The organism is Thermostichus sp. MS-CIW-37 (assembly GCF_054060065.1).
Map to the genome: position 1 here is coordinate 65,864 of NZ_JBSSCV010000006.1, position 26,477 is coordinate 92,340.

Genomic DNA, 26,477 nt, shown 5'->3' on the forward strand with positions numbered 1-26,477 from the left:
TCACCACCCCAGCACCCAGGCAAAGATCAAAGGTGCCACAATGGTGGCATCCGACTCGATGACAAACTTGGGGGTATCGACAGCCAGCTTGCCCCAGGTGATCTTCTCATTGGGCACTGCTCCCGAATAGGAGCCGTAGCTGGTGGTGGAGTCGCTGATCTGGCAGAAATAGCCCCACATGGGCACGCCCTGGCGGCCCAGGTCTTGATGGAGCATGGGTACCACACAGATGGGGAAATCCCCAGCTATGCCGCCGCCAATTTGAAAGAAGCCGATGGAGGATTCCGCCGAGGTGCGCAGGTACCAATCCGCCAGGTGGATCATGTACTCGATCCCTGTGCGGACGGTGTGTACATTGCGGATCTCACCCGTGATGCAGTGGGCGGCATACATGTTGCCGGTGGTGGAGTCTTCCCATCCCGGCACATAGATGGGCAAGTTGGCCTCCATAGCCGCGTAAACCCAAGAGTCCCGCGGATTGATCTGGTAGTAGGGCTCCAGCCGGCCACTGCGCAGAATCCGGTAGAGAAACTCATGGGGAAAATAGCGCTCGCCCGCCTGATCGGCGCCGATCCACTCTTCTAAAAGGGCTTTTTCCAAGCGCCGCATCGCCTCCTCTTCGGGAATGCAGGTATCGGTTACCCGATTCATGTGCCGCTCCAGCAGTTCCTGCTCCTGCTGCGGGCTGAGATCGCGATAGTGGGGCACGCGCTCGTAGAAGTCGTGGGCGATGAGGTTGAAGATGTCCTCTTCCAGGTTGGCGCCGGTGCAGGAGATGGCGTGCACCTTGTTCTGCCGGATCATTTCCGCTAGGGAAAGGCCCAGCTCCGCTGTGCTCATGGCACCGGCCAAGGTCACCATCATTTTGCCGCCCTTTTCCAGGTGAGCACAGTAGCCCTTGGCCGCATCCACCAGCGCGGCGGCGTTGAAGTGGCGAAAATGATGTTGGATAAATTGGCTGACGGGGCTGTTGGTCACGATTTTTCCGGTCACTCTGACCTGGTGAAGCACGATTTTCTAGTCTATCAACTTTAGGGGCGCTGACAAGCTTTGCTTGGGGATACCTTTATCGGTATTGGCAACCATTCCCCTGCAGGTCGGCTGGAGCAGGTTGCGTTGCGAAGCCGGGATCCCATACCGGTTCTCACCCGGCCTTGGCTGAGACAAAGGGATCGCCTGCCCATGTCAGAATGGTGGCGAATCACTGCCCTATATCCGTTCACGCTATCTGTTCACGTTGGGTTCATGCCTCCTGTCAGCACTGTCGAGCCAGCCGAGCCCATTGCCGAAGTCCAATCTCCTGAGCTGGCTTCTTCTCCTGCCGAGCCATTGCCTGGCGCTGTGGACATGTCAGTGCCAACAACGACCGGGATCTCTATGGGATCCCTGCGGCGCTGGTGGGCGCGATGGAAGCAAAAACTGCGGTTGGAAACTCAGTTGCTCTTTGTGGCAACGCTGGTGGTCTCATTGGTGGTGAGCAGTTTCACCTTCTGGGCCGTCAGCACCGTGCAGCAGGATGCTCGCTTCAACGAAGCCCGCTTTGGCCGAGATCTGGGGCTGCTCTTGGCCGCCAATGTCGCCCCCCTGATTGCGGAAGATCGCATTGGCGAAGTGGCGCAACTGTCCCGCCAGTACTTTGAGAGCACCAGCAGCATCCGCTATCTGCTCTATGCCGATCCCGAAGGAAACATCTACTACGGGATCCCGTTTTCCAACCAAGAGGTGAAAACCTCCCTCAGCCTCACCCGTCGCATGCAACTGCCGGACAATCGCCCCCCTGCTGAGGGCCAACCGCTGGTGCGCACCCACCTCACTCCTGCCGGGCGGGTGACGGATATTTTTGTCGGCATCTATCATCAGGGCCGCTTTTTGGGCACCCTCGGCCTGGGGATCAATCCCAATCCTGCCCTGGTGCGCTCCACACAATTGGCGCGGGAGGTCTCGATCGGGGTGTTTTTGGCGGTGTGGGTCTTGGCCATCCTGGGATCGGTGGTCAATGCCCTCACCATCACCTACCCCATCAAAGAACTGGTCAAGGGCGTCCAGGAGATCACCAAAGGTAACTTCAAGCAGCGCATCGACCTGCCCTTCGGGGGCGAGCTGGCCCAGCTCATCGACAGCTTTAACGAGATGGCGGAGCGGCTGCAAAGCTACGAAGAACAGAACATCGAAGAACTGGCTGCCGCCAAAGCCAAGTTGGAGACCTTGGTCTTCTCCATCGTCGATGCCGCCATTTTGCTGGATGCCGAGTTGCGGGTGCTGCTGCTCAACCCTGCCGCCTCTCGTATGTTTGGCTGGGAAGGGGATCCCGTTTTGGGCAAACCCTTGCCGGAGCTGTTGCCGGAGGATCTGCGGCAGCAACTGGCCCGCCCTCTGATGCACATTGCCCGCGGGGATCAAGAGGCAGAGGAAGTTCGCGTCAACCTCACCGGCCCTACCAAGCGCGTCATTCGCATTCTGCTTTCACCGGTGTCGGATCCGCGGCGGCAAAATCTCAAGGGGATCGTGATGACGGTGCAGGACATCACCCGCGAGGCAGAGCTCAACGAAGCCAAGGCCCAATTCATCAGCAACATCAGCCACGAGCTGCGCACCCCCCTCTTCAGCATCAAGTCTTTTATCGAGACCCTCTACGAGTACGGCGAGCAGATGTCCCCCGCCGAGCGGCAGGATTATCTGGAAATTGCCAACCGCGAAACCGACCGCCTCACCCGCCTGGTCAACGATGTTTTGGATTTGTCTCGTCTGGAATCGGGCAAGCAGTACCACTTTGAGGGCGTCGATATCTCGGCGGTGATCGAGCAAACGCTGCGCACCCATCACCTGCAGGCCCGCGACAAAGGGATCCAGCTGCGCAAGTTCGTCGATCCGGATCTGCCGCTGGTCTGGGGCAACTACGATCTGCTGCTGCAGGTGATGACCAATCTCCTGGGCAATGCCCTCAAGTTCACCCCCTCAGGGGGCCTGGTGACGGTACATGCCCACCTGGTGGTTCAGGCGGATGGATCCCCGCAAGCGGTGCGGGTGGCAGTGGCCGATACGGGCATTGGCATTGCCCCAGAGGATCAAGAGCGGATTTTTGACCGCTTTTTCCGGGTGGAGAACCGCGTGCATACCCTGGAGGGGACGGGCTTGGGCTTAGCCATTGTGCGCAACATTCTGGAAAAGCACCACACCTGCATCCGCCTGGAGAGCAAACTGGAACAGGGATCCACCTTTTGGTTCGATCTGCATCTGTATGCAGAGGGCTCGCCCCTGGAGTTCACGGATCCGCCCGCCGAGACGGATCCCCCCAGTTGCGCTTGGCGGGAGCACTTCCATCAACGCTGAGGATATGAAGGGCATACCGGCCATTTTTTGGGGGTTGGGCCTCAGTTTCGCATTTTTGTGCCACACTGGTGACCTCTCCCACCACACAGGGGGGCTGGGCAACCCGCTGTTGGCCACCGGTGAAGACGTCACTTCTCTGCTGCTGGCGGTGGTGGCGGTGCTGTTGATGGGTTGGCTCGTGCGCTGGCTGGGCAAAGGCGCGGTGAAGCTGGGGTTGCGCAGCAGAAATGTCGATCCCCAGTCTCAGGGATCCCTGCCGAGGGCTGTTCTACACTGGAGAAGGTTTTAACTGGATGGTTTTGCCATGCCGCCTCGCTGGCCCCGGAAGCCCTCCCGTCGGGATCCCGAATTTCGCAAGCTGGATGATCGCTATACCTATGCCGCCCACCTGTCTGTTTTCCTCTGTAGCGGGTCTGGGCTGGTGTTTTTTCAGCAACTGTACCGCGCGGATTGGCCGTGGCTGGTGCCCCTGTTGGGCTGGTGGGCTTTGGGGCTAGGGATCCACAGCTTCTGGATCTTTTTTGTGGCCCGCTATCCCGTCGAGGCCGGCTTTGGGGAGCTCACTCCCGGCGCGCACGAAAACCCAACAGCCGCGGAGACGGATCCCTCCAGAGCCAGCTAGGACTTAGAGAGGGGATGATCCCCTTGCTCCTGTTCTCAGCCAGGGGAGGTAGAAGCTCCACCTGGTCGCCGCTGCCGCCGCAGCAGCAGGGGGGAGAGATCGCTCTCGTCGTAAATATCGCCCACCAGCTCCTCCAAAATGTCCTCCAGCGTGATCAGGCCGGTGGTGCCGCCGAACTCATCCACCACAATCCCCAGGTGTTGGCGAGAGCGCAGCATTTCCTTGAGCAACAAGCTGACCCGCTTGGTGTCCGGCACAAAAAAAGGCGGTGCCATCGCCTGGGTCACTTCGGCATTGCCTTTTTGATCGAGATAGCGCAAGGCTTGCTTGAGGTGGATAATGCCGACGATCTCGTCCTTGGATTCTCCCTGCACGGGGATGCGCGAGTAGCCCGTTTCCAAACAGAGCTTCACCACATCCTGCAGTGTTTTGTCGTGGGAGATGGTCTCCATTTTAACTCTGGGCTTGGCCACGTCCCGCGCCTGCAGCAAGTCCAAAGCCAAGGCCCCACGGAACAGCCGCCGTTTTTGCCAATCCAGCAGCCCCCGCTGCCCCAACACATCGATCAGTAGCTCCAAATCCTTGAGAGAAGCGGTGGCCGTCAGGGGGGAGAATTCCAATAGATTGAAGAGCCTGCTGACAACCCACTCAAAAGCGTCGCTAAAAGGGCGCAGCAGCACCGATAGGACATGAACAGGCCGCACCACCCAGCGGAACACCCCTAGCGGATGGCTCACCGCCAAAGACTTTGGGGCTACTTCTCCAAAGAGGAGCACCACAATTGTGGTGGGCACGGTGGCGGCCAAAGCTCCAATCTGGGTTCCCAACAGTTCAATGGAGAGGGTTGTGGCCAAAGCGGCAATGCCGATGTTGACAAAGTTGTTCACCAGCAACAGGGTGGTGATCAGCCGCGAGCGCTGTTGTTGGGCCAGTCGATACAAGCCCTGTGGATCCCCTTGTTCTTCGATCAGAGATTCCAGGCGCAGGTTGTCCATGGCCGTGATGGCGGTTTCGGCCCCAGAGCAAGCTCCTGAGAGGAGCAGCAAAAAGGCCAAGAGGAAGACATTAACCATAGCGCTCCGTTACGGGATATGGGTGGCGTCGAAGGACTAAACCCAAGCTGCTCAAGCCAGTCAGCTCCTCGAAGATCTTATTCATCCCGTTGATTTGTTCTTGATTGAGTTAAGGCTACTGATCGAAATGGGCGGAGCCGGATCGCTCCAAAAGTTGCCGGTACAACATGACAATCTTGTCTTGCACCTCGGATTGGCTCAGGTGATCTGTGTCGATCAAGATGGCATCGGGGGCAGGCCGCAAAGGAGAAATCAGCCGTTCGCTATCACGGCGATCCCGCTGCTCGATTTGCGCTTTCAATTCTTCGAGAGGCACCATTTGCCCTTGGGCTTGGAGTTGGTGTTGCCGACGCTGCGCCCGCTCCCCAACAGAAGCGGTCAAGAAAACCTTCAGCTCTGCATCAGGAAAGACGTGGGTGCCGATATCCCGCCCCTCTAAGACGGCACCGCCATCCCGGCCAATGCTGCGTTGCCGCTTCACCAGCTCCTGGCGTACTCCCGGCACTGCCGCCACGTGAGAGACCCAGCGGGTCACTTCCGGAGAGCGAATGGCCTGGGTAATTTCTTCGCCATCGGCCCAGATGCGGGTCGGCTCTGTCGAAGAGGTGCCACTTTGCAGGGTGAGCTGGGTTTGGGCGGCCAGTTGGGTCAGTTGCTCGGCATCGTCCAAAGGGATCCCTCTTTGCAGCGCCAGCCAAGTGATGGCCCGATACATGGCTCCGGTATCCAAGTAGAGCAGTTGCAGTTGGGCTGCCACTGCCCGCGCCACGGTGGATTTTCCGGCTCCAGCCGGGCCGTCAATGGCAATCAGCGGGCGACGCGGGGGAGAAGTCGTGCCGGAAGAAGGGGGTGCCGCATGCTGGACTCTCTCCGGCGAGGGATCCCCTTGCTCTGGGGAAAGGAGCAGGTTGTCGATCAGGCGAGTCTGCCCCACATAGGCAGCAATGGCCAGCAGGCCCTTGTCTTCCACCCGCGGCAGCGGCTGTAGCGTTTGGGGATCCACCAATTCCAGGTACTGCAGTTGCAGCTCTGGGGTATGCTCCAGCTCAGCACGGGCGGCGGCAAGGATCCCTTCTGCTGAGGGATCCCCGGCCTGCCAATGGTCATATCCCCGACGCAAGGCCCGGTACAGCCCGGCAGCCACCTGTCGTTCAGCAGCAGAAAGGTAGCGGTTGCGGGAGCTACAGGCGAGGCCATCGGCTTCTCGCACCGTGGGGCAGGGAACAATCGTGGTGGGTATTTGCAGATCCCGAACCAAACGCTGAATGATCGCCAGTTGCTGGGCGTCTTTTTGGCCGAAGTAGGCCCGCTGCGGCTGCACCAGGTTCAGCAGTTGCAGCACAATGGTGGCTACACCGCGAAAGTGGCCAGGTCGGTGGGGGGCGCAGAGGGTCTGCAGAAGGGATTCGGGGGGCATGACCCAGGTGCGGTCGCTTCCGGTTGCGGGGTCGGCTCCCATCTCTTGCGGGTCAGGGGCAAAGACCACATCCACACCTGCTGCCTCGCACAAGGCCCGATCCCCCTCTTCGTCGCGGGGATAGCGATCCCAGTCTTCGTTGGGGCCAAATTGCAGCGGATTGACGAAAATGCTGACCACCGTGTGGTCACACTCTTGCCGGCAGCGGCGGATTAGGCTGAGATGGCCCTCATGCAGGGATCCCATCGTGGGCACCAAGCCAACTGTGGATCCCCGCCAATCGGCTACCTGCTCCCGCAAAGCAGCAACTGTGCGCAGCCAGTGCATTGCCATGCCACCTCAATCTCTCTCTCCCCTATGGGTTTTCTCCAACCCCCCCAAAGGCTGCTCCTACAGGCCGATCTTGTTGCTGCGTTGATACTGCCTGTAGGCTGCCACGAACAAGCCCGCCAAGGTGACCACCACCATTCCCAACACGATCCCCAACAAAATTGGCTCGATCACAGCACAGACCTCCCAGTTAAACCTAAATCATGATAAGCCAAGCCCAAACCCATCCTCACCCTTTCCTGTCAAGGGAATTGAGCGGGCATCCTCGAATACAATGCAGGGGATCCGCGAAGCCGTTGAGATGGCATACCCATAGCCCATGAGGTCAATTGTCTTGTCCGGGGATGGCGGAGACTTGAAGGAGTGCCTGTCCAAACTGGAAGAGCAACTGCGCCCTTTGGCAGACAAGGCCGTTCCCCTGCTGGTGGCGGACTCGCATCCAGTGCAGGTGTGGGCGGCAGTTTTGACCTGCCAACGCTTGGGGATCCCGCTGTTCCTGGGTAATCCCCACTGGGGAGAACGGGAATGGGGACAGGCTTTGGCGGATATGGGATCCGGCTGGTGCTGGCGCCAGGGCCGACTGGAAGGGGATCCCGCCCCCTTGAATCTGCGCCTGCGGGATTTGCGGGAAGCTGTGCCCAGCTCCCATTGGCCGCTGATCGGCATCCCCACGGGTGGCTCTGGCGGCCAAGTGAAATGGGCCCTGCACTCTTGGCTGACCCTCAGCGCCTCGGCCAAAGCCCACCAACAGCACTTTGCCGTTGGGCCTGTACACAGCTATTGCGTTCTGCCCCTGTACCACGTCAGCGGCTTGATGCAGGCAGTCCGATCCTGGCTGAGCGGTGGGCAGTGGGTTGTCTGGGATTGGAAACGGCAACAGCAGGCCGAGTCTTGGGATCCCCCTTTGCCGGGGAGCTTTCTATCGCTGGTGCCCACTCAGTTGCAACGGCTGTTGCTCAGCGCCCATCCGGGAGTTTTGGAGAGCCTGCGCCAATTTCGGGCCATTTTGGTCGGCGGTGGCCCCACCTGGCCCAGCCTGAGACAACAGGCCCGGCAACTTCACCTTCCTCTTGCCCTCACCTACGGTATGACCGAGACCGCCTCCCAGGTGTGTACGTTACTGCCAGAAGCCTTTTGGCAAGGGAGCGACAGTCTGGGTCGGCCTCTGCCCCACGCCACGCTCCAGATCCGCAGCGAAAAAGGGGATCCCCTGCCCAGCCATGCTGTGGGCTACATTCACATTCAGGCAGAGTCGCTGGCACTGGGCTACTACCCGCACCTAAGTGCTACGCACCGCTTACGCGAAGGGCAACAGCAAGGCTTTACCCCCGGCGATTTGGGCTATCTAGACCGACAGGGATCCCTCTATTGGTTAGGTCGAGCCGATGACCTAATCCTAACCGGCGGGGAAAAGGTGATGGCTGCAGAAGTGGAAGGGGAGATCCGAGCCAGCGGCTGGGTGGAAGATGTGTGCGTGTTGGGCCTACCGGATGCCGAATGGGGGCAGCAGGTGGTGGCGGTGGTCGTCCCCAAAACAGGGATCCCGGCAATCCCCAAAGAGCTGGAGATGCACCTGAAGCAACACCTAAGCCGCCAACTGAGTCCCTTCAAGCACCCCAAGCACTGGCTGTGGTGTACGGGGATCCCGCGCAACCCTCAGGGCAAAGTCAACCGCCAACAACTCCGGCAGTGGGCAGCTCAGACGTTGGGGATCCCAACGCAGGCAAGTTAGCGGGATCCCTCCCGAATGCCCAGACGGGCTAAATCTCGCTTGATTTCAAAGGCCAATTCCCGGTTGTGCGGCTCCGTGGCCAAAGCTTTTCTCAAGTAGGCTTCCGCCTGCTGATGGCGCCCCTCGTGGATCAAATGGTTGCCGAAGCGCTGGTAGGCCAACGCCAAGATGTGGATGGCCTCGCCGGAGTTGGGAAACCGTTTCAGCAGCGCCTCCGCCTGGGCCACCGCCGTGGGCAACTTCCGCTCCCGCCAGGCTGCCTTGACGCGGGCAATCCCCTCCTTGAGCCCTTCCGGATTGGGCTGCTCTGCCGATGAGGGGCCTATGCTGCGAATGACCACCCGCCTTTCGCCGGCAGCAGGAGAGCTGGGTGGAGATTGACGTTGTGCAGATTGACGTTGTGCAGATTGACGTTGTGCATCGTAGCGCCGCCGCTGCTCAGGGTCGCTCAGCACTTGGTAGGCTTGGTGGATTTGTTGGAAACGCTCTCGGGATCCCTCCCCTGCCACATCAGGGTGAAACTGCCGCGCCAACCGTCGAAACGCCTGTTTAATCTCTTCAATGTCCGCTGCAGGAGATAGGTTCAGGATCGCGTAGTAATCCATAAACGGTGGCGCAACTAAGGGATCGGGAAAAGACCTGGCCAAAAACCAGCTCTAGTCTATCGCTGCGGCCCCGGCTTGACCAAGGGATCCCCCCAAGTGCTTGGTTCTCCCAATTCCCTCAGCAGCAGGGATCCAGTGTTAGACTTTGCCCAAGTTGTTTGGAGCCTCCATTCCGGCCTATCGAGGATCCCTTCCTGTTGCCCAACTTCATTGCAACTTGGCTTTTTTATTTCTATCTGTTATGAGTGAAGCGCTTCATCAAGCTCTTGCCAATCGAGATCTAAAACAATTATTGGCCCATTTGCAGCGGGGGGAAGATGTGAATGCTGTCGATGCTCAGGGAATGACTTTGCTTCATAAAGCGACACTCCTTGGCGATTTGGAACTGTTGGATTTGCTCTTGGCCCATGGCGCTTCTCCCAATGCCTTGGATCCCACAGGTGCCACCCCTCTCCATTTGGCTGCTGCCGACGGCCAGGTCAAGCTGGTGGATCGTCTTTTGAGGGCAGGCAGCGATATCGATCTCTCAGATAACCATGGCTATACCCCTCTCCAGCGGGCTGCTTTAACCGATCAGGTAGAAGTAATCGGTCTGCTCATCCAAAAGGGAGCCAACACCGGTCGTGTTCTCCACTGGGCCACAGCTACCGGTCGAAAAAGCATTCTGGCCCGCCTACTATCCAAGGGAGCGCCGGTGGATGCCACTGACGAAACAGGCCGAACCCCTCTGCATGAAGCCGCCACCCGAGGGGATTTGGGCATCGCTCGCTTTCTGCTCTTGTACGGGGCCAATGTGAATGCACGCAACCGATTTGGCGCAACACCGATGCACTGGGCTGCTTGGGAAGGGCATATCCAAATCCTGGAGCTTTTGCTGGAAAATGGAGCCGAACTAAACCCTCGCAATGAAGATGGGCATACCCCCTTGGCCTATGCACAAAAACGCCAACACAGGCTGGCTGCTCAATGGTTACAAGATCGAGGAGCAACTCTTTAGCTTAGTATCAAGTTTGGCATAGAGAGTAAAACAAAAGTTAATGAAAATGCTGCTATTTCAAGTCATAGGGTATTTGGTCTTCCTCCCTTCTCATGAGATGGGGTTTGAGAGTGAGGGTAACCCCTACAGAAAAAAGGAGAGAGGCTGTTAGGCTTTCCTCCCTCCAGTCTCTTCGTCGCGGTTAGCGTTAACGCCAGCTAGATTCTAACTGATTCTTCCATCTGATTCAACTTTTTTCTAGAGTTTCTCTTGAGCCCAACATAAATTTTTGAACGACAAAACAAGACATAGGACAGACAGTTTGTCCCAAAAGGTTGGTCTTTTTCCTTAGCTTCTGACAAGTTTGCAAAGGAAACTAGAGCAGCAATCTTTGTATTCGGTCTTGTCTTCCGGTTCCCGAAGCCAGATTGCCCCCTTCCAAAGCCATAACCCTCAGCCGCTGTTGCTCCTTTACACTGCCACCTCCACAGATTGACATGAGCAAGCAAAAAATCTCTCTATCAACTGATTCTGACTCTCATTAGCACAGAACCTTGCTTAGCCTTGGAGAGGAGAAAAAGGGATCCCCGCTGAACGCAGGATGGCCAGTTCCGCCAGCGCAGGATCCCTGCCGCATCCAAGACAAGAGAGGAAGACTGATGGATACAACTCCACCACTCAACCGAGTAACAGCATAGCTTTATTGAGATTGAATCGCAATACCTAGCCAACGCAAGAAGAAATGTTCTTGACAAAACTGCTTCAAGTAGTCGTTTCAAGTTAGGGTGAGACGCTTGGGCTACTGAGGAGAGCCTTCTGATTCCCTGTATTCAAGGCTTTAGGTATGGGTGCAGTGTCCCAGTTTGAATCGAAATGGCCACAAGCAGAGTACCTGGGCTAAAGGGTAATTGGCCAAGATTTGCAGTTTCAGCCCTCTTGAGAGGATAGGTCGCGGAGTTGTGGGCACAGCACAGGTTCAAGGGGGGGTGAGGGGCTGATAGCAGTCGTGGTTCTTATTACCCTCTATTTCAACTGCTCGCGTAGCGGGCCGGAGGCCTTAGCAGGAAGCAACCGGTCGTTTGTTTCACCTTGACGGTGAGATAAATGACTACGCGTTGCGGAACAGTAGGCAATCTCACCGCCATTCAAATGCCGGGGCAGGCAAGAATCAGCTTTTGGCCCAATGGATCCCTAGCGACGATAGCTGAGTCGCCTGGCGGGAGATCGAGCCTGACGGCGTTTGCGCCAGCGTTTCCAGTGGGAGATCGTCCAGTCGCTCAGGCTGTGGTTCACCGATCCCAGTTCCAACCCCATCCCAATCCAAAACAGCATCTCGGCGTGAACTTGCAGCAATTGCCAGAGATCGCTGCGCCACACCCAGGGTTGCCACATCCACCAGCCCAACTGGGATCCCAGCCAAGCCCCCAGCAGGCCAACTCCTCCTGCCCATAGGCTCAAGTACAGCACCCGCACGGCAGTGCCCACGATGGGCCCATGAGACCAAAAGGAGCGATGCCGTATCCACCTGCGGTAGGGCAGCCAAATCCAACGCAAGAACAGCCAGCGTTGATACTGTCGAGAACAGGTGTCCAGATCTCCAGAAAACATCAGGCCGCTGAATAGATAGGCCGATCCCACGGCCAGAGCAACCGTGGTGCTGTTCCCCAGCAAACCGGCGGCTAAGGTGATGCCGGGGGCTGTCCAGAGGGTGATGCGATCGTGGGTGGATCCCAGCGGCATAAAGCCAGAGCAACAGTACACGACTGCGGCTCAGTCTACCCGCAAGCAAAGGAGAAAGCCTGCTCCAGCCCTGGGATCGCTCCGCCGGATCTTGAAAAACTTAAGCCTGCTGCTCCCCAGGGATCCCTCGATTCAGGCGATCCAACACCTGCAACTGTCGGTAGAGCATTTCAACCCGTGGCAGATGGATCCCAGCTTGTCGAGCGTACTGCAGTGGGTTGCCGAAGATCACCTGCAGTTCCAGAGGACGTTTGCGCTCATAGTCGATTTTCATGCTGGTGCGGTAGGGGGCCATTTTCTCGGTATTGGTGAGCATTTCTTGGATCAGGGAGTCGGGAAGCAGGCGATCACAAGCTGCAGCTCCCTGTATCACCTCCTGCATCAGCGTTTCCGCCAAAGCACGGGCCTCAGGGTCTCGAATCATTTGCTGAGTATCGGCATTGAACACCACCGAGAGGCCGTTGAAGGGAATATTCCAGACCAGTTTCTGCCAGCGGGCCAACATCAAATCTGGTGAGAGCGAAGTCGGGATCCCTGCCCGTTGAAAATCGGCTTGAACTTGTTGAAGGCGGGGCGTGATCCCTTGGGGGGCATAGCCAGGGCCGTACTCTGCCAGCAGCACCGAACCGTAATCCAGATGGTGAATGTGGCCGGGGCCAACCTTATTGGAGCTGATGAAGCAGAGGCCCCCCATGACCCGCTCTGGGCCAACGCAATCGGCAATCTCGGGTTCCACCCCCAGCCCGTTTTGCAACAAGATCACCACGCCATTCTCGGCCAACACAGGCGGGATCAAGTGCGGCAGAAGCGCATTTTGGGTGGCTTTCAAAGCCACGATCACGCCTTCGCAAGCCGGCATGTCCTCCACGGCTGCGTAGGCATTCACCTGGGGCAAATGAAAATCCCCCCAGCAGGACTGCACCCACAGGCCGTTTTGGCAAACATGCTCATAGTCGCTGTGCAGCAGAAAATGCACCGCAAAGCCCGCCTGTTGCAATTTCGCCCCATAAAATCCTCCCAAAGCACCCGTACCCAAAACAGCGTAACGGCGAGTTTCCGGCAACCGAGGCATGGCGGCAAGTTTTAGCAGGTCATCCCCAAAATACCGCACCCCAGCACCGGCTCAGGACTTGATCTTTGCCGTTTTGTCTATCAACAGCACCCGCTCTTCCGCATCGGTTTCCCGCAGATGGACTCTCACCGTTTGCTCCGGTTCTGTAGAAAGCTGACAACCGCAGTAATCGGGCTGGATGGGAAACTGTCGGTGACCCCGGTCAATCAACACCGCCAATCGCACCCGTTCCGGTCGCCCAAAGTGGTTTAGGGCCTCCAAAGCCGCCCGGACGGTGCGACCGCGAAAGATCACATCATCTACCAGCACCACCTCTTGGCCGGTTAGGTCACGCGGCATTTCGCTGCGATCTGGGGTGCGCAACCCACCGGCACTCAAATCGTCGCGGAAAAAAGTGATGTCCAGCTCCCCTACTTGGGGCGGGATCCCCAGTAGAGTGGCAATCCGATCCCGCAGGCGGTAGGCCAAGGGGACTCCCCGGGTGCGAATGCCGATCAACGTCAACTTTTGGGGGTGGGGGTGATCCCTGCCGATCGCCGCTGCCAGACTCTCGATCAGCCCAGCCAACTGCTCCGCATCGAAGACCTCGATCTCGGACATGGATCCCTGTCGCCCCCCCGTCAATTGCGGATCTGGTCTGTAGAAGACTTTAGTAGAAGACTTTAAGATAGCCCAACCTGCCGGCGGGATCCCTATCCGGTAAGATAAAACCAGAAGCAATTCCCAAGCCATGGAGGTTTCCTTGAGGGAGGGATCCACGATGTCTGTTGCTTGGCTGGCTTCGGTTCTGGCAAGGCGGTCTTGGCTGAGCCGTTTCCTGCGGGGGATGGTGCTTTGCGGGCTGATACTCTGCCTGGGGGTTACCCTGCTGGGATCCCCGGCCCACGCCGAAGACTACACCAAACGAGATCTACAGGGGGTGAGCTTTGCAGGGCAAGACCTGAGCGGCTGGAAGTTTCTCAAGGCCAACCTGCGCCAAAGCGATCTCAGCCATGTGAAGGCGGCAGGGGCGAACCTGTTCGGGGCCAATCTCAGCAAAGCCAACTTGCGCGGAGCCGACTTGCGCGGGGCCACTTTGGACATGGCCAACCTACAGGGTGCGGATCTGCGAGAAGCGCAACTGCAGGACAGCATGATGTGGCTGGCCCGAGTCGAAGGGATCCAAATTGATGGGGCGGATTTCACCAATGCGTTGATACGGCAAGACGCCCTCTCCATCCTTTGCGAACGGGCCACCGGCGTTAACCCTGTAACCGGTCGGGCCACCCGCGACACTCTTGAATGTGACTGATCCTCACCCCCGGCTCTTCTCCCAGAGGGAGAAGGGAGATAGGCAGCAGAACCCATCGCCTCACTGCCCTCTGGAATCCGGATTTTAGGAGCTGGGAGCGGCTGCCTCAGAACGGGCGGGCTTGCGTTGAAACTGGCTGAGCAGCGAATTCCAGGCCAAGCGGGCCATCGACAACAGCCAATTCCCCTCCAACTCCCTAAACAAGTCCATGTTCAGCTTGAAGGCATAATTGGCCTCTGCCACAATGCGGTCGATGGTGGCTTGATCCAGCCCCAATGCATCCATCTGGGCACGGTAGCGCTGCTTGAACTTGCCCTCGTGGGGGATCTGCTCGAAATCGTAAAAAGCTGTTCCTTCCCCTGGCGGCAAGCCCATGGCCCGGCGGGCGATGTTTTTGAGGATTTGACCGCCCGACAGGTCGCCGATGTAGCGGGTGTAGGCGTGGGCGATCAGCAGAAGCGGATCTTTTTCCACCACTTCCCGAATGCGGTTGACATAGACCTGGCAGGCAGGGGAGGGCTTGACCAAAGAGCGCCAGTTGGGGCCGATAAAATAATTCAAGTCCTTCTCCAGGCTGGCCTTGCGCCACAGCTCTGGGTAGTAGAGCCGGCCCACCAGGGGGTGCTCTCGCAGTTGGGCAAAGCCTTCTTCCAAAGCACTGTAGACAAAGTAGAAATTGCCCACGTAGCGGCTGTAGGCTCGCTTATCCACCACTCCCTTCAGGAAACACTTGATAAAGGCCATGTTCTCGGCCATGGTGTGGGACTGCTTGGTGCCCTCTCGCAACTGGGCCGACAGGCTGTTGTCCCGGTTACTCAAATCATTCTTATTCTGATTGTTGTGGCTTTGACTCACAAAACCCTCCTCGCCAACAAACTGTGCTTCATTAGATCACCCGCAGATCACCCGCAAGCCATCCCGAGGTTCCCCCAGCCTGAGAAGCTTTGTAAACCCATTCCTAACCCCTTCTCATGATTGTTGTTGATGGCTCCGCCACAGCCTGCATCAACAGCGTGCATCTCAAAAGCGACGCAAACCGGCGCCAAGTCCACTCTGTCGACCGGCTGAGCCTGTCAGAGCCACCCCTCCGATCTCCAAGGTTGACCGGAAATCCGAGCTGGAGCAGCGGATGATCCGCAAAAACGGTTAAAGATTAGAATAATCTGCTTGAGTGTGAATGGATGTGAACAATCCTTAAGGCATGGCGGAAACCGCCCCTGCTCCGGCAGCCAAAAGGGGATCCCCAGCGGTTTTGCCGAGATTTTCCAAGTGAGCCCTCAAGGGATCCGGACAGCCCCTCGACCTTTGTAACGTTCGTTGACGATCGTTGGCGGGGTTTCTATAATGGAAGGCCTGACTGCAGCGCGACCCCTCCCGAGCAACGCATGACACAATTAGCAGTGCCATCCCCTGTCGCTCCTACCTTTCCTGACCTGGTGGAGATTCAGCGGGAGAGTTTCTTGTGGTTTTTGCGAGAAGGGTTTGAAGAGGAGCTTCTCAGCTTTTCCCCCATCGTCGATTACACCGGTAAGCTGGAGCTGCACTTCCTGCCTGAATATCGCCCTGGGGATCCCTCCAAAGGGTACAAGATCAACCGCCCCCGCTACGACCCCGAGGAGGCCAAGCGGCGGGATGCCACCTATCAAGCGCAGATCCGGGTGCCCACTCGCCTGATCAACAAAGAGACCGGCGAGATCAAAGACATGGACGTCTTCATCGGCGAACTGCCCTTGATGACGGATCGGGGCACCTTCATCATCAACGGCGCCGAGCGGGTGATCGTCAACCAAATTGTGCGCAGCCCCGGCGTCTATTACAAATCGGAGCTGGACAAAAGCGGGCGTCGCACCTACAGCGCCAGCCTCATCCCCAACCGCGGTGCCTGGCTGAAGTTCGAGACCGACAAAAACGGCCTGGTGTGGGTGCGCATCGACAAAACCCGCAAGCTCTCGGCGGCAGTTCTGCTGAAAGCCTTGGGCCTGAGCGACTCCGAGATTTACGACAACCTGCGCCACCCCGAATTCTTCCAGAAAACCATGGAGAAAGAGGGGCCCTACACCGAAGAAGAAGCCCTAATGGAGCTGTACCGCAAGTTGCGGCCCGGGGAACCCCCCACCGTATCGGGTGGCCAGCAGTTGCTGGAATCCCGCTTCTTCGACCCCAAACGCTACGATTTGGGCCGGGTAGGGCGCTACAAGCTGAACAAAAAGTTAAATTTGAACGTAGCCGAAAGTGTGCGGGTGCTTACCGTCACCGACATTTTGGCCGTCATCGACTACCTGATCAATTTGGAGTACGACATCGGCCATGTGGACGACATCGACCACCTGGGCAACCGCCGCGTGCGCTCCGTGGGCGAGCTGCTGCAAAACCAGGTGCGGGTGGGCCTGAATCGCCTGGAGCGGATCATCCGAGAACGGATGACGGTCTCCGAGTCGGAAAACCTCACCCCGGCCTCTTTGGTCAACCCCAAACCCTTGGTGGCGGCCATTAAGGAGTTCTTCGGCTCCAGCCAGCTCTCCCAGTTCATGGATCAGACCAATCCCCTGGCGGAGCTGACCCACAAGCGCCGGTTATCTGCCCTGGGCCCCGGCGGCCTAAGTCGGGAACGGGCCGGCTTTGCGGTGCGGGATATCCACCCCAGCCACTACGGCCGCATCTGCCCCATCGAAACTCCAGAAGGCCCCAACGCCGGGTTGATTGGATCCCTGGCCACCCACGCCCGCGTCAACCAGTACGGCTTTATCGAAAGCCCCTATTACCGGGTCGAGAACGGCGTGGTGCGCAAAGATCTGGGCATGGTCTACCTCACTGCCGATGAAGAGGACGAGTACCGCGTAGCCCCTGGGGATGTGCCGGTGGATGCCGAGGGCCGCATCACTGCCGACTTGGTGCCGGTGCGCTACCGCCAAGAGTTCACCACCGCTCACCCCACAGAAGTCCACTACGTCCAGGTGGCACCGGTGCAGGTTATCTCTGTGGCCACCTCCTTGATCCCCTTCCTGGAGCACGACGACGCCAACCGCGCCTTGATGGGAGCCAACATGCAGCGGCAGGCGGTACCCCTGCTCAAGCCGGATCGGCCCTATGTGGGCACTGGCCTGGAAGCCCAGGCGGCACGGGACTCCGGCATGGTGGTGGTGTCGCGCACCAATGGCGTGGTGACCTACGTTTCCGCCGACGAAATCGTGGTGCGGCCAGACGACGGCGGGGATCCAATTGTCTATCGCCTGCAGAAATACCAGCGCTCCAACCAAGACACCTGCCTCAACCAGCGTCCCCTTGTCTATACGGGGGATCGGGTGGTGGCTGGCCAGGTGCTGGCGGATGGCCCGGCTACCGAAGGGGGCGAGTTGGCTTTGGGCCAAAACGTGTTGGTGGCTTATATGCCCTGGGAGGGCTACAACTACGAAGATGCCATCTTGATCAGCGAGCGGCTGGTCTACGACGATGTCTTCACCTCGGTACACATCGAGAAGCACGAGATCGAGGCCCGGCAAACCAAGCTAGGCCCTGAGGAGATCACCCGCGAGATCCCCAACGTGGGGGAAGATGCCCTGCGCGACCTGGATGAAAACGGCATTGTGCGCATTGGGGCTTGGGTGGAGGCCGGCGACATTTTGGTGGGCAAAGTCACCCCCAAAGGGGAGTCGGATCAGCCCCCAGAAGAGCGGCTATTGCGGGCCATTTTCGGGGAAAAGGCTCGGGATGTGCGGGACAACTCGCTGCGGGTGCCCAACGGCGAGCGCGGTCGGGTGGTAGATGTGCGCATCTTTACCCGCGAACAGGGGGATGAGCTGCCTCCGGGCGCCAACATGGTGGTGCGGGTCTACATCGCCCTCAAGCGCAAAATCCAGGTGGGGGACAAGATCGCGGGCCGTCACGGCAACAAGGGTATCATCTCCCGCATCTTGCCGATTGAGGACATGCCCTACCTGGCGGACGGCACACCGGTGGATGTGGTGCTCAACCCCTTGGGGGTGCCCTCTCGCATGAACGTGGGCCAAGTGTACGAGTGCCTGCTGGGCTGGGCAGCAGAGCATCTGGGAGTGCGCTTCAAGCTGATGCCCTTTGATGAGATGCACGGTTTGGAAGCCTCCCGTCTGACGGTGGAGGCCAAGCTGAGGGAAGCCCGAGAGAAGACCGGCAAGGACTGGATTTTTAACCCGGAAGGCAGGTACTGCGGCAAAATCCAGGTGTTTGATGGTCGCACCGGGGAGCCCTTCGACCAGCCCGTTACGGTGGGCCGCGCCTACATGCTGAAGCTGGTGCACTTGGTGGATGACAAGATCCATGCCCGCTCCACCGGCCCCTATTCTTTGGTGACCCAGCAACCGCTGGGGGGCAAGGCGCAGCAGGGCGGCCAGCGCTTTGGGGAAATGGAGGTGTGGGCTTTGGAGGCGTTTGGGGCAGCCTACATCCTGCAGGAGTTGCTCACCGTCAAGTCCGACGACATGGTGGGGCGCAACGAGGCTCTCAACGCCATTGTCAAGGGCAAGCCGATCCCTCGACCCGGCACGCCGGAGTCCTTCAAGGTGCTGGTACGGGAGTTGCAGTCCCTCTGCCTAGATGTGTCTGTACACAAGGTGGAGGTGGACAGCGAAGGGCAAACCCACGATGTGGAAGTGGATCTGATGGCCGATACTTCCAACCGTCACACTCCCTCTCGACCCACCTATGAATCGGTTACGGCTGAGGATCTCTCGCCATCACCCGCCTTTACCAGAGTGCTCCGCACCGCTGACGCGAATGCCAGCCGCAGCCTTGAGGAAGATGAGGACGAGGAGGAGGAAGAGGACTTTTGAGGGTTGAGAGCGCTCCCCACCCCTGACGCGAACGTGACGGGGATCCCCTTCAACCCACGAAGGAGGGTGGGGCTTCCCTCTCCTTTGGGTTCAGCAAGCAGGAGGAAAACGGCGATGGCCAAAACAGAGCAACGCTTTGACTATGTCAAAATCGGCTTGGCTTCTCCAGAGCGGATCATGGAGTGGGGCCAGCGCACCCTGCCGAATGGTCAAGTGGTGGGGGAAGTCACCAAGCCCGAGACCATCAATTACCGCACCCTCAAGCCGGAGATGGATGGTCTTTTCTGTGAGCGCATCTTTGGGCCGGCCAAAGACTGGGAATGCCACTGCGGTAAGTACAAGCGAGTACGGCATCGGGGGATCGTCTGCGAGCGCTGTGGGGTGGAGGTGACCGAGTCGCGGGTGCGCCGCCACCGCATGGGCTACATCAAGTTGGCCGCTCCGGTCACCCACGTTTGGTATTTGAAAGGGATCCCCAGCCACATTGCCACGCTGTTGGATATGCCGCTGCGGGATGTGGAGCAGGTGGTATACTTCAACGCCTACGTAGTGGTGGATCCGGGCAATGCCCAGAATCTCTCTTACAAGCAACTGTTGACGGAGGATCAATTCCTCGAGATCGAAGATCAGATGTACGAGGAGGGATCCGAACTGCAACTGCCGGAGAACTGGGCGATGATCGGGGCGGAGGCCATCGAGCGCCTGCTCAAGGATATCGACCTGGAAAAAGAGGCGGAGCAACTGCGGGAGGAGATCACCACTGCTCGCGGCCAAAAGCGGGCACGCCTGATCAAGCGGCTGCGGGTAATCGACAACTTCATTGCCACCGGATCCCGTCCGGAGTGGATGGTGTTGCGGGTGCTGCCGGTGATCCCGCCGGATTTGCGTCCCATGGTGCAGTTGGATGGGGGCCGCTTTGCCACCAGCGACCTCAACGATCTCTACCGTCGTGTGATCAACCGCAACAACCGTCTGGCCCGGCTGCAGGAGATCATGGCGCCGGAGATCATTGTGCGCAACGAAAAGCGCATGCTCCAGGAGGCGGTGGACGCGCTGATCGACAACGGTCGGCGGGGGCGCGTGGTGGCGGGGGCCAACAACCGTCCCCTCAAGTCCCTCTCCGACATCATCGAGGGCAAACAGGGGCGCTTCCGGCAAAACCTGTTGGGCAAACGGGTGGACTACTCCGGACGTTCGGTGATCGTGGTGGGGCCCAACCTGCGCATGCACCAGTGTGGCCTGCCCAAAGAGATGGCCATCGAGCTGTTCCAGCCCTTTGTCATCCACAAATTGATCAAGCGGGGCATTGTCAACAACATCAAGGCCGCCAAAAAGCTGATCCAGAGCAATGACCCACAGATTTGGGATGTGCTGGAAGAGGTGATCGACGGCCACCCCGTCTTGCTCAACCGTGCCCCCACCCTGCACCGCCTGGGGATCCAAGCTTTTGAGCCAATCCTGGTGGAGGGAAGGGCGATTCAACTTCACCCTCTGGTTTGCCCCGCCTTCAATGCTGACTTCGACGGCGACCAGATGGCTGTGCATGTGCCCCTTTCTCTGGAAGCTCAGGCGGAAGCTCGCCTGCTGATGCTGGCCACCAACAACATCCTCTCCCCGGCCACCGGCGCTCCCATCATCACCCCCAGCCAAGATATGGTGTTGGGGTGCTACTACCTGACGGCGGACAACCCCCACGCGCCAGATATTGGCGATCGTTTCTTTGCCAGCTTGGAAGATGCTCTCATCGCCTACGACCGCGGTGCCATTGGCCTGCACAGCAAGGTCTGGGTGCGCTACCACGGCCCGATGGAGTTGGGCAAGGGCGAAAAAGAGTCCGAGCCGCAAATCATCGAAGAACCGGGCGGCATTCGCCTCAAGATCACCAACTACCGCCGTATCCGCGAGGATCAAGACGGCAACGTGATCAGCCAGTACATTCGCACCACGCCGGGCCGGATCATTTTTAACAAGACCGTGCAGGATATTTTGTCTGCGTAGTTACCCTCTGCCGTAGGACGGCTCTTCTCTCCCCTTCTCTCTAGCGAGGCATCATGAGCGAAAAAGGACGATTTTCCGCTGGCCTGTCGCGGCAGGCTGCCGACGGCAACAAAGCCGACGCCCCTTTGCCCCCTGTGCCCTTTCGCAACTATCAAATTGGCAAAAAAGAGCTGCGCAACCTAATTGCTTGGTCTTTTGCCCGCTACGGCACGGCCCGCACTGCTCAGATGGCGGATGCTCTGAAGACCCTGGGCTTCAAATACGCCACCCAGGCAGCCGTCTCCATCAGCGTTGAAGACCTGCGCGTTCCCCCCAGCAAGCGGCAGTTGTTGGCACAAGCGGAAGCCGAGATCGAGGCGGCCACCGAGCGCTATACCCGTGGAGAAATCACAGAGGTGGAGCGCTACCAAAAGGTGATCGACACCTGGAACCAGATCAACGACCAGATCAAAGAGGAGATGCTCAACAACTTCCGGCAGAACGATCCCCTCAACTCCGTTTACATGATGGCCAACTCGGGGGCAAGGGGGAACGTCTCCCAGGTACGGCAGTTGGTGGGCATGCGCGGCCTGATGGCCAACCCCCAGGGGGAGATCATCGATTTGCCCATCAAAACCAATTTCCGCGAGGGCCTGACCGTTACCGAGTACATCATCTCTTCCTATGGGGCCCGCAAGGGTTTAGTGGATACGGCCCTGCGCACCGCCGACTCCGGCTACCTCACCCGCCGTTTGGTGGACGTGTCTCAGGATGTGATCGTGCGGGAATCCGACTGCGGCACCGACCAGGGCATTCTCCTGGAATACCTGATGGATGGGGACAAGGTGGTGGTGTCTTTGGAGGAGCGCTTGGTGGGCCGAGTGCTGGCGCGCGACGTGGTGCACCCAGAAACCCAGGTGGTGCTTGCCCGTCGCAACCAAGAGGTGGATCACGACCTGGCCAAGACGATTGTGGAGGCCGGCATCCGGCAGGTGATGGTGCGTTCTCCCCTCACCTGTGAGGCCAACCGCTCCGTGTGCCGGATGTGCTACGGCTGGAGCTTGGCCCATTCCCGCTTGGTGGATCTGGGGGAAGCGGTCGGGATCATCGCCGCCCAATCGATTGGGGAGCCGGGCACCCAGTTGACCATGCGCACCTTCCACACGGGAGGCGTGTTTACAGGGGAGGTGGCTCGCCAAATTCGCGCCCCCTTTGCCGGCGTCGTGCGCTTCCCGAAAAACCTGCGCACCCGCCCCTTCCGTACCCGCCACGGCGACGATGCCCTGCAGGTGGAAGTGAACAACCAAATCATCTTGGAAGGCCCAGACGGTCAACGGGAGTCCTTCGACATGACCCAGGGATCCACCCTGCTGGTGCGGGACGGAGCCCAGGTGCAGCGGGACCAGTTGATCGCGGAGGTATCCCTGGCCAAGGCCAGCCGCAAGAGCACTGAGAAAGCCCAGAAAGAGGTGGTGGCCGATCTGGCCGGAGAAATTCGCTTTGCCGATCTGCCCATCGAGGAGAAGACCGACCGCCAGGGCAACACCACCTACACCGCTCAGCGGCAGGGGTTGATCTGGGTGATGTCTGGACAGGTGTACAATCTGCCGCCGGGGGCCGAGCCGGTGGTGAAAAACGGGGATCGGGTAGAAGCGGGGGATGTGATCGCCGAGACCTTGCTGGTGACGGAGCATGGGGGCATTGTGCGGCTGCCGGAGCGCAGCGACACCAAAAGCGGGCGCGAGGTGGAGATCATCAACGCTTCCGTGGTGTTGCGGGAAGCACGGGTACGGGTGGAATCCCACCAGGGGCGGGAGCAGTTTTTGCTGGACACTTCTAGTGGGCAGACCTTCGTCCTCAAGGCCACTCCGGGCACCAAAGTAGGCAACGACGAGGTGGTGGCGGAGCTGATCGACAACCACTTCCGCAGCCAGACCGGAGGCTTGGTGAAGTTCGCCGGCATTGAGGTGGCACGACGCGGCAAGGCCAAGCAAGGCTACGAAGTCATCCAGGGCGGCACCCTGCTGTGGATCCCGGAAGAGACCCACGAGGTGAACAAAGACATCTCCCTGCTGAACGTGGACGACGGCCAGTATGTGGAAGCGGGCACCGAGGTAGTGAAAGACATCTTTTGCCAGAATGCTGGCGTTGTCGAGGTTATCCAGAAGAACGACATCCTGCGGGAGATCGTCATCAAGCCGGGATCCCTGCATCTGGTGGACAACCCCGCCGACTTGGAAGTGAAAAGTGGCACCCTGATCCAGCCCGGGCAACAGGTGCTCAGCAGCATTGTTCCCGACCAACTGGTCTACTTGGAACAGGTGGAAACTCCTGAAGGCCCAGGCTTGCTGCTGCGTCCGGTGCAGGAGTACGAGATCCCCGACCGGCCCTTGGTGCCCACTCAAGAGTCCACCAGCGAGTCCGGTCGCTCCATTCGTCTGCGGGCGGTGCAGCGGGTTCCCTTCAAAGATGGGGAGCGGGTGAAGTCGGTAGGCCCTGTAGAGCTCCTGCGCACCCAACTGGTGCTGGAAATCGATACCGACGCCCCACAACTGAAGGCCGATATCGAGCTGATCCAAGATGAGAAGGATCCAGATATTCGCCGCCTGCAACTGGTGATTCTGGAAACCCTGTTGCTGCGCCGCGACGTGGAAGCGGATCTGACGCAGGGGAGTACCCACACGCGGCTGTTGGTGAAGGAAGGAGACTCCATCGCCAGCGGAGATGTTATCGCCCGCACCGAAATCCAAGCCAAAAAGGCCGGGATCGTCCAAGGGATCCGCGAGGGAGCGGAGGTGGTACGGCGGGTGCTGGTGATTACCGACGACGATCTGGTGCAGGTGCCCCTGACAGGTTCAGCCAGCGTGGCGGTAGGGGCGCTGGTGCGGGCCGGAGATGAGCTGGCGCCTGGGATCCCTTCTCCACAGTCGGGACAGGTAATGCAGATAACGGACGGCCAAGTGGTGTTGCGGATAGCGCGGCCCTACTTGGTTTCTGCGGGTGCCATTCTGCAGGTACGAGATGGCGATCTGGTGCAGCGGGGGGATTCCCTGGCCCTCCTGGTGTTTGAGCGGGCCAAGACGGGGGACATCATCCAGGGTCTGCCGCGGATTGAGGAGCTGCTGGAGGCCCGCAAGCCCAAGGAAATGTGTGTTCTGGCCAAGCGGCCCGGCACCGTTCAACTGAGCTGGCGGGGAGAAGAGCCAGATCTCAAGGTCATCGAAGCCGATGGCACGGTTAGAGACTATCCTGTGCTGCCGGGGCAGAGCTTGATCGTGGTAGATGGACAGCCGGTGGGGGTGGGGGATCCCCTAACCGATGGCCCTGCCAACCCCCACGACCTCTTGGAGATCTACTACGAGTACCATCGCCAAACCTTGGGAGATGACCAAGCCGCACGGTTGGCTCTGCGGGAGGTGCAGCGCTTCTTTGTCAACGAAGTGCAGAACGTCTACCGCTCCCAGGGGGTGGAGATCTCCGACAAACACATTGAGATCGTGGTGCGCCAGATGACCTCCAAGGTGCGGGTGGATGATGGTGGCGACACCATCCTGTTGCCGGGGGAGCTGGTGGAGTTGCGGGAAATCCAGCAGATCAATGCCACCATGGCCATTACTGGAGGAGCGCCGGCCAAATACACGCCCGTCCTGCTGGGGATCACCAAGGCCAGCTTGAATACCGACAGCTTCATCTCAGCGGCCAGCTTCCAGGAAACCACCCGCGTGCTGACTGAGGCGGCCATTGAGGGCAAATCCGACTGGCTGCGCGGCTTGAAGGAAAACGTAATCATCGGGCGCTTGATCCCGGCAGGCACGGGCTTCACCACCTACGAGGAGATTGCCGCCGAGCCGGAGCCTGACGAAGAGGAGGAAGAGCCTGCGGTGTTGCCGGAGCTGCCGCCTCGTTTGATCTTGGAAGATGATCAATTGATCGACGATTCCACCCCTGCCTTCGACGAGCTAGAGGAGGATGACGACGAGGAGGAGGAGTAGGGCGCTGGGGATCCAGGAGTGGGCCACTTTGCAAGCTGAAATCGTCAGTTGCTGCCGCTGCCCCCGCTTGGTGGCCTGGCGAGAGTCAGTCGCCCTTCAGAAAGTGGCCCGTTTTCGCGACCAGCTCTACTGGGGCCGACCGGTGCCAGGGTTCGGGGATCCGCAGGCGCGGCTGTGGGTGATCGGGTTGGCGCCGGCAGCCCATGGGGGCAACCGCACTGGGCGCGTGTTTACCGGGGATCCCAGCGGGGACTGGCTGTTTCGCGCCCTGTACCGAGCCGGGTTTGCCAATCAGCCCACCCCTACCCACCGAGAGGATGGCCTGCAATTGCAGGATTGCTACATCTCGGCAGTGGTGCGCTGTGTGCCCCCGGAGAACCGCCCCACCGCCATAGAAGCCAAGACCTGCCTGGGCTACCTGAAGCAAGAGCTGGAGCTGCTAACCCAGGTGCGGGTGATCCTGACGTTGGGGCATTTTGCCTTCCAACACGCTCTGACGCTCTTGCCACCTCTCAGGCCCCGTCCCCGCTTTGGCCACAACTGCGTTATTCCCCTGGCAGAGGGTCGCTATTTGCTGGCGTCTTACCATCCCAGCCGGCGCAACACGGCCACACGGCTGCTGACGGAGCCGATGTTGGATGCCGTTTTCGCGCAAGCCCAGCAGTTGCTGTCTGGTAAGCCAGCCCGACCGGCTGAGGATTAGGCGGGTTGCCAAGATTCGAGGCGATAGGCACTGTCCCAAAACAGCCATTCCAACCGGGAGGCAGTGACAAAAGCTGCCCTCATCTTTTCCCGCAGCGGTTCTGTAGCCTGCTGAGCGACGGAGTCGGTGATGTCCAAAGCCTGCTGCACCACTTGGGCAAATTCTTCCCCGGCGTAGGTGTCGATCCACTGTTGGTAGGGATTGTCAGGCTGCGCGGTGCGATAGATGGCGGATCCCACCTCTCGGTAGATCCAAAAGCAGGGCAGCACAGCGGCAATGGCCACCTCATAGGGATCCACAGCCGCCGCAGCCAACAAAAAACGGGTATAGGTAAAACAAGCAGGAGCATAGGCCGTTTCGGGTTGAATGTCGTAGAGGCGAAAATAGCTTTCATGGAGGCTGCGTTCGGCCACAATGGCCCCTAGGGCAAAGTTCAAGAAACTCACCACTTGCTCAGCCCCTTCGGAACGAGCTCCGATCAAGGCCAGAGCGCGGGCAAAATCCGTGAGATAAAGAGCATCTTGCTGCAAATAAAACTGGAACCGCTGCCGCGATAGGCTGCCCGCTGCCAACTCTCGGTTGAAGGGGTGATCGAGGATTTGCTTGTAGATGGGCTGAATGGCTTGCCAAAGGTGGGCAGTAAAGGACTGGGGCATGGCGACCGTCTCTCGGCGTTTGGTCTTCAGCTAGAAATTGCAGGAGCCCCGCACTGTACCTATAAAGTCAGTGTTGGGAGGAATGCTATAATAATACTGCGGGCACCAGAAACGGTTTTTTTTAAGGCACTGGTAACGGTCGATTGGGGGTGCAGT

20 protein-coding genes are annotated in these 26,477 nt (G+C 59.1%); 10 read left to right on the forward strand and 10 right to left on the reverse strand.

Annotation, left to right across the window (positions count from 1 at the left end):
- Complete coding sequence (locus ACVWYZ_RS04430; RefSeq protein WP_457466280.1) at nt 1–978, reverse strand: deoxyhypusine synthase family protein; 978 nt, start codon at nt 976–978, stop codon at nt 1–3.
- A gap of 369 nt (nt 979–1,347) precedes the next feature.
- Here ACVWYZ_RS04430 and ACVWYZ_RS04435 point away from each other — a divergent pair, with 369 nt between their 5' ends.
- Genes ACVWYZ_RS04435 through ACVWYZ_RS04445 form a run of 3 tightly spaced genes read left to right on the forward strand, consistent with a single transcriptional unit; the run spans nt 1,348 to nt 3,952 of the window.
- Nucleotides 1,348–3,330 carry a HAMP domain-containing sensor histidine kinase gene (locus tag ACVWYZ_RS04435; RefSeq protein WP_457466330.1) on the forward strand — a complete coding sequence of 661 codons (1,983 nt, stop codon included), beginning with the start codon at nt 1,348–1,350 and terminating at the stop codon, nt 3,328–3,330.
- 4 nt (nt 3,331–3,334) lie between these two features.
- Nucleotides 3,335–3,619 carry a hypothetical protein gene (locus ACVWYZ_RS04440; RefSeq protein WP_457466282.1) on the forward strand — a complete coding sequence of 95 codons (285 nt, stop codon included), beginning with the start codon at nt 3,335–3,337 and terminating at the stop codon, nt 3,617–3,619.
- 15 nt (nt 3,620–3,634) lie between these two features.
- On the forward strand, nt 3,635–3,952 hold the full coding sequence (locus ACVWYZ_RS04445; RefSeq protein ID WP_011433986.1) for a hypothetical protein: 318 nt from the start codon (nt 3,635–3,637) through the stop codon (nt 3,950–3,952).
- Between the two features lie 35 nt (nt 3,953–3,987).
- Here the strand turns inward: ACVWYZ_RS04445 and ACVWYZ_RS04450 are convergent, their stop codons facing one another.
- The 3 genes from ACVWYZ_RS04450 to petG form a co-directional block, all read right to left on the reverse strand.
- Nucleotides 3,988–5,025, reverse strand: a complete 1,038-nt coding sequence (locus ACVWYZ_RS04450) for a hemolysin family protein (protein WP_414358051.1) — start codon at nt 5,023–5,025, stop codon at nt 3,988–3,990.
- 115 nt (nt 5,026–5,140) lie between these two features.
- Nucleotides 5,141–6,769, reverse strand: a complete 1,629-nt coding sequence (locus tag ACVWYZ_RS04455) for a bifunctional pantoate--beta-alanine ligase/(d)CMP kinase (RefSeq protein WP_414406819.1) — start codon at nt 6,767–6,769, stop codon at nt 5,141–5,143.
- Between the two features lie 63 nt (nt 6,770–6,832).
- Nucleotides 6,833–6,946: a cytochrome b6-f complex subunit V gene (petG, locus tag ACVWYZ_RS04460; protein WP_011433989.1), complete on the reverse strand. Its 114-nt coding sequence runs from the start codon at nt 6,944–6,946 to the stop codon at nt 6,833–6,835.
- A gap of 145 nt (nt 6,947–7,091) precedes the next feature.
- Here petG and ACVWYZ_RS04465 point away from each other — a divergent pair, with 145 nt between their 5' ends.
- On the forward strand, nt 7,092–8,504 hold the full coding sequence (locus tag ACVWYZ_RS04465) for a 2-succinylbenzoate--CoA ligase (protein WP_457466285.1): 1,413 nt from the start codon (nt 7,092–7,094) through the stop codon (nt 8,502–8,504).
- Here ACVWYZ_RS04465 and ACVWYZ_RS04470 read toward each other — a convergent pair.
- On the reverse strand, nt 8,501–9,109 hold the full coding sequence (locus ACVWYZ_RS04470) for a DnaJ domain-containing protein (protein ID WP_457466287.1): 609 nt from the start codon (nt 9,107–9,109) through the stop codon (nt 8,501–8,503). The genes ACVWYZ_RS04465 and ACVWYZ_RS04470 overlap by 4 nt on opposite strands.
- A 241-nt stretch (nt 9,110–9,350) precedes the next feature.
- Between ACVWYZ_RS04470 and ACVWYZ_RS04475 the strand changes: the two genes are divergently transcribed.
- Nucleotides 9,351–10,106: an ankyrin repeat domain-containing protein gene (locus tag ACVWYZ_RS04475; protein WP_457466289.1), complete on the forward strand. Its 756-nt coding sequence runs from the start codon at nt 9,351–9,353 to the stop codon at nt 10,104–10,106.
- A gap of 1,170 nt (nt 10,107–11,276) precedes the next feature.
- Here the strand turns inward: ACVWYZ_RS04475 and ACVWYZ_RS04480 are convergent.
- The 3 genes from ACVWYZ_RS04480 to pyrR form a co-directional block, all read right to left on the reverse strand.
- Nucleotides 11,277–11,846 carry a metal-binding protein gene (locus tag ACVWYZ_RS04480; protein WP_457466290.1) on the reverse strand — a complete coding sequence of 190 codons (570 nt, stop codon included), beginning with the start codon at nt 11,844–11,846 and terminating at the stop codon, nt 11,277–11,279.
- A 79-nt stretch (nt 11,847–11,925) separates the two neighbouring features.
- On the reverse strand, nt 11,926–12,897 hold the full coding sequence (locus ACVWYZ_RS04485) for a putative 2-dehydropantoate 2-reductase (RefSeq protein ID WP_414380512.1): 972 nt from the start codon (nt 12,895–12,897) through the stop codon (nt 11,926–11,928).
- A gap of 51 nt (nt 12,898–12,948) precedes the next feature.
- A complete protein-coding gene (gene pyrR / locus ACVWYZ_RS04490) occupies nt 12,949–13,497 on the reverse strand; it encodes a bifunctional pyr operon transcriptional regulator/uracil phosphoribosyltransferase PyrR (RefSeq protein WP_457466333.1) in 549 nt (182 codons plus the stop codon).
- Nucleotides 13,498–13,657: 160 nt separating this feature from the next.
- Between pyrR and ACVWYZ_RS04495 the strand changes: the two genes are divergently transcribed.
- A complete protein-coding gene (locus tag ACVWYZ_RS04495; protein WP_414332400.1) occupies nt 13,658–14,188 on the forward strand; it encodes a pentapeptide repeat-containing protein in 531 nt (176 codons plus the stop codon).
- Nucleotides 14,189–14,272: 84 nt separating this feature from the next.
- Here ACVWYZ_RS04495 and ACVWYZ_RS04500 read toward each other — a convergent pair whose 3' ends face one another.
- Nucleotides 14,273–14,986: a biliverdin-producing heme oxygenase gene (locus ACVWYZ_RS04500; RefSeq protein WP_457466335.1), complete on the reverse strand. Its 714-nt coding sequence runs from the start codon at nt 14,984–14,986 to the stop codon at nt 14,273–14,275.
- Between the two features lie 587 nt (nt 14,987–15,573).
- On the opposite strand from ACVWYZ_RS04500, the gene rpoB reads away from it, so the two are divergent.
- The 4 genes from rpoB (at nt 15,574) to ACVWYZ_RS04520 (ending at nt 25,665) form a co-directional block, all read left to right on the forward strand.
- Entirely contained in the window at nt 15,574–18,993 is a 3,420-nt protein-coding gene (rpoB, locus tag ACVWYZ_RS04505; RefSeq protein ID WP_457466293.1) for a DNA-directed RNA polymerase subunit beta, read from the forward strand.
- Between the two features lie 114 nt (nt 18,994–19,107).
- Nucleotides 19,108–20,991, forward strand: coding sequence for a DNA-directed RNA polymerase subunit gamma (locus tag ACVWYZ_RS04510; protein ID WP_457443068.1), 1,884 nt, complete (start codon nt 19,108–19,110; stop codon nt 20,989–20,991).
- Between the two features lie 53 nt (nt 20,992–21,044).
- Nucleotides 21,045–24,962 carry a DNA-directed RNA polymerase subunit beta' gene (locus ACVWYZ_RS04515; RefSeq protein WP_457466295.1) on the forward strand — a complete coding sequence of 1,306 codons (3,918 nt, stop codon included), beginning with the start codon at nt 21,045–21,047 and terminating at the stop codon, nt 24,960–24,962.
- A complete protein-coding gene (locus ACVWYZ_RS04520; protein ID WP_457466297.1) occupies nt 24,940–25,665 on the forward strand; it encodes a uracil-DNA glycosylase in 726 nt (241 codons plus the stop codon). The genes ACVWYZ_RS04515 and ACVWYZ_RS04520 overlap by 23 nt, the downstream gene beginning before the upstream one ends.
- Here the strand turns inward: ACVWYZ_RS04520 and tenA are convergent.
- Complete coding sequence (gene tenA / locus ACVWYZ_RS04525; RefSeq protein ID WP_457466299.1) at nt 25,662–26,321, reverse strand: thiaminase II; 660 nt, start codon at nt 26,319–26,321, stop codon at nt 25,662–25,664. The two genes, ACVWYZ_RS04520 and tenA, sit on opposite strands and share 4 nt — an antisense overlap.
- Between the last annotated feature and the right edge of the window lie 156 nt (nt 26,322–26,477).

Bases quoted from the DNA above. Each gene is read 5' to 3' on its own strand.
- ACVWYZ_RS04435 (WP_457466330.1), top strand. From the start codon at position 1,348: ATGTCAGTGCCAACAACGACCGGGATCTCTATGGGATCCCTGCGGCGC.
- ACVWYZ_RS04440 (WP_457466282.1), top strand. From the start codon at position 3,335: ATGAAGGGCATACCGGCCATTTTTTGGGGGTTGGGCCTCAGTTTCGCA.
- ACVWYZ_RS04445 (WP_011433986.1), top strand. From the start codon at position 3,635: ATGCCGCCTCGCTGGCCCCGGAAGCCCTCCCGTCGGGATCCCGAATTT.
- ACVWYZ_RS04450 (WP_414358051.1), bottom strand. From the start codon at position 5,025: ATGGTTAATGTCTTCCTCTTGGCCTTTTTGCTGCTCCTCTCAGGAGCT.
- ACVWYZ_RS04455 (WP_414406819.1), bottom strand. From the start codon at position 6,769: ATGCACTGGCTGCGCACAGTTGCTGCTTTGCGGGAGCAGGTAGCCGAT.
- ACVWYZ_RS04465 (WP_457466285.1), top strand. From the start codon at position 7,092: ATGAGGTCAATTGTCTTGTCCGGGGATGGCGGAGACTTGAAGGAGTGC.
- ACVWYZ_RS04470 (WP_457466287.1), bottom strand. From the start codon at position 9,109: ATGGATTACTACGCGATCCTGAACCTATCTCCTGCAGCGGACATTGAA.
- ACVWYZ_RS04475 (WP_457466289.1), top strand. From the start codon at position 9,351: ATGAGTGAAGCGCTTCATCAAGCTCTTGCCAATCGAGATCTAAAACAA.
- ACVWYZ_RS04485 (WP_414380512.1), bottom strand. From the start codon at position 12,897: ATGCCTCGGTTGCCGGAAACTCGCCGTTACGCTGTTTTGGGTACGGGT.
- pyrR (WP_457466333.1), bottom strand. From the start codon at position 13,497: ATGTCCGAGATCGAGGTCTTCGATGCGGAGCAGTTGGCTGGGCTGATC.
- ACVWYZ_RS04495 (WP_414332400.1), top strand. From the start codon at position 13,658: ATGTCTGTTGCTTGGCTGGCTTCGGTTCTGGCAAGGCGGTCTTGGCTG.
- rpoB (WP_457466293.1), top strand. From the start codon at position 15,574: ATGACACAATTAGCAGTGCCATCCCCTGTCGCTCCTACCTTTCCTGAC.
- ACVWYZ_RS04510 (WP_457443068.1), top strand. From the start codon at position 19,108: ATGGCCAAAACAGAGCAACGCTTTGACTATGTCAAAATCGGCTTGGCT.
- ACVWYZ_RS04515 (WP_457466295.1), top strand. From the start codon at position 21,045: ATGAGCGAAAAAGGACGATTTTCCGCTGGCCTGTCGCGGCAGGCTGCC.
- ACVWYZ_RS04520 (WP_457466297.1), top strand. From the start codon at position 24,940: ATGACGACGAGGAGGAGGAGTAGGGCGCTGGGGATCCAGGAGTGGGCC.
- tenA (WP_457466299.1), bottom strand. From the start codon at position 26,321: ATGCCCCAGTCCTTTACTGCCCACCTTTGGCAAGCCATTCAGCCCATC.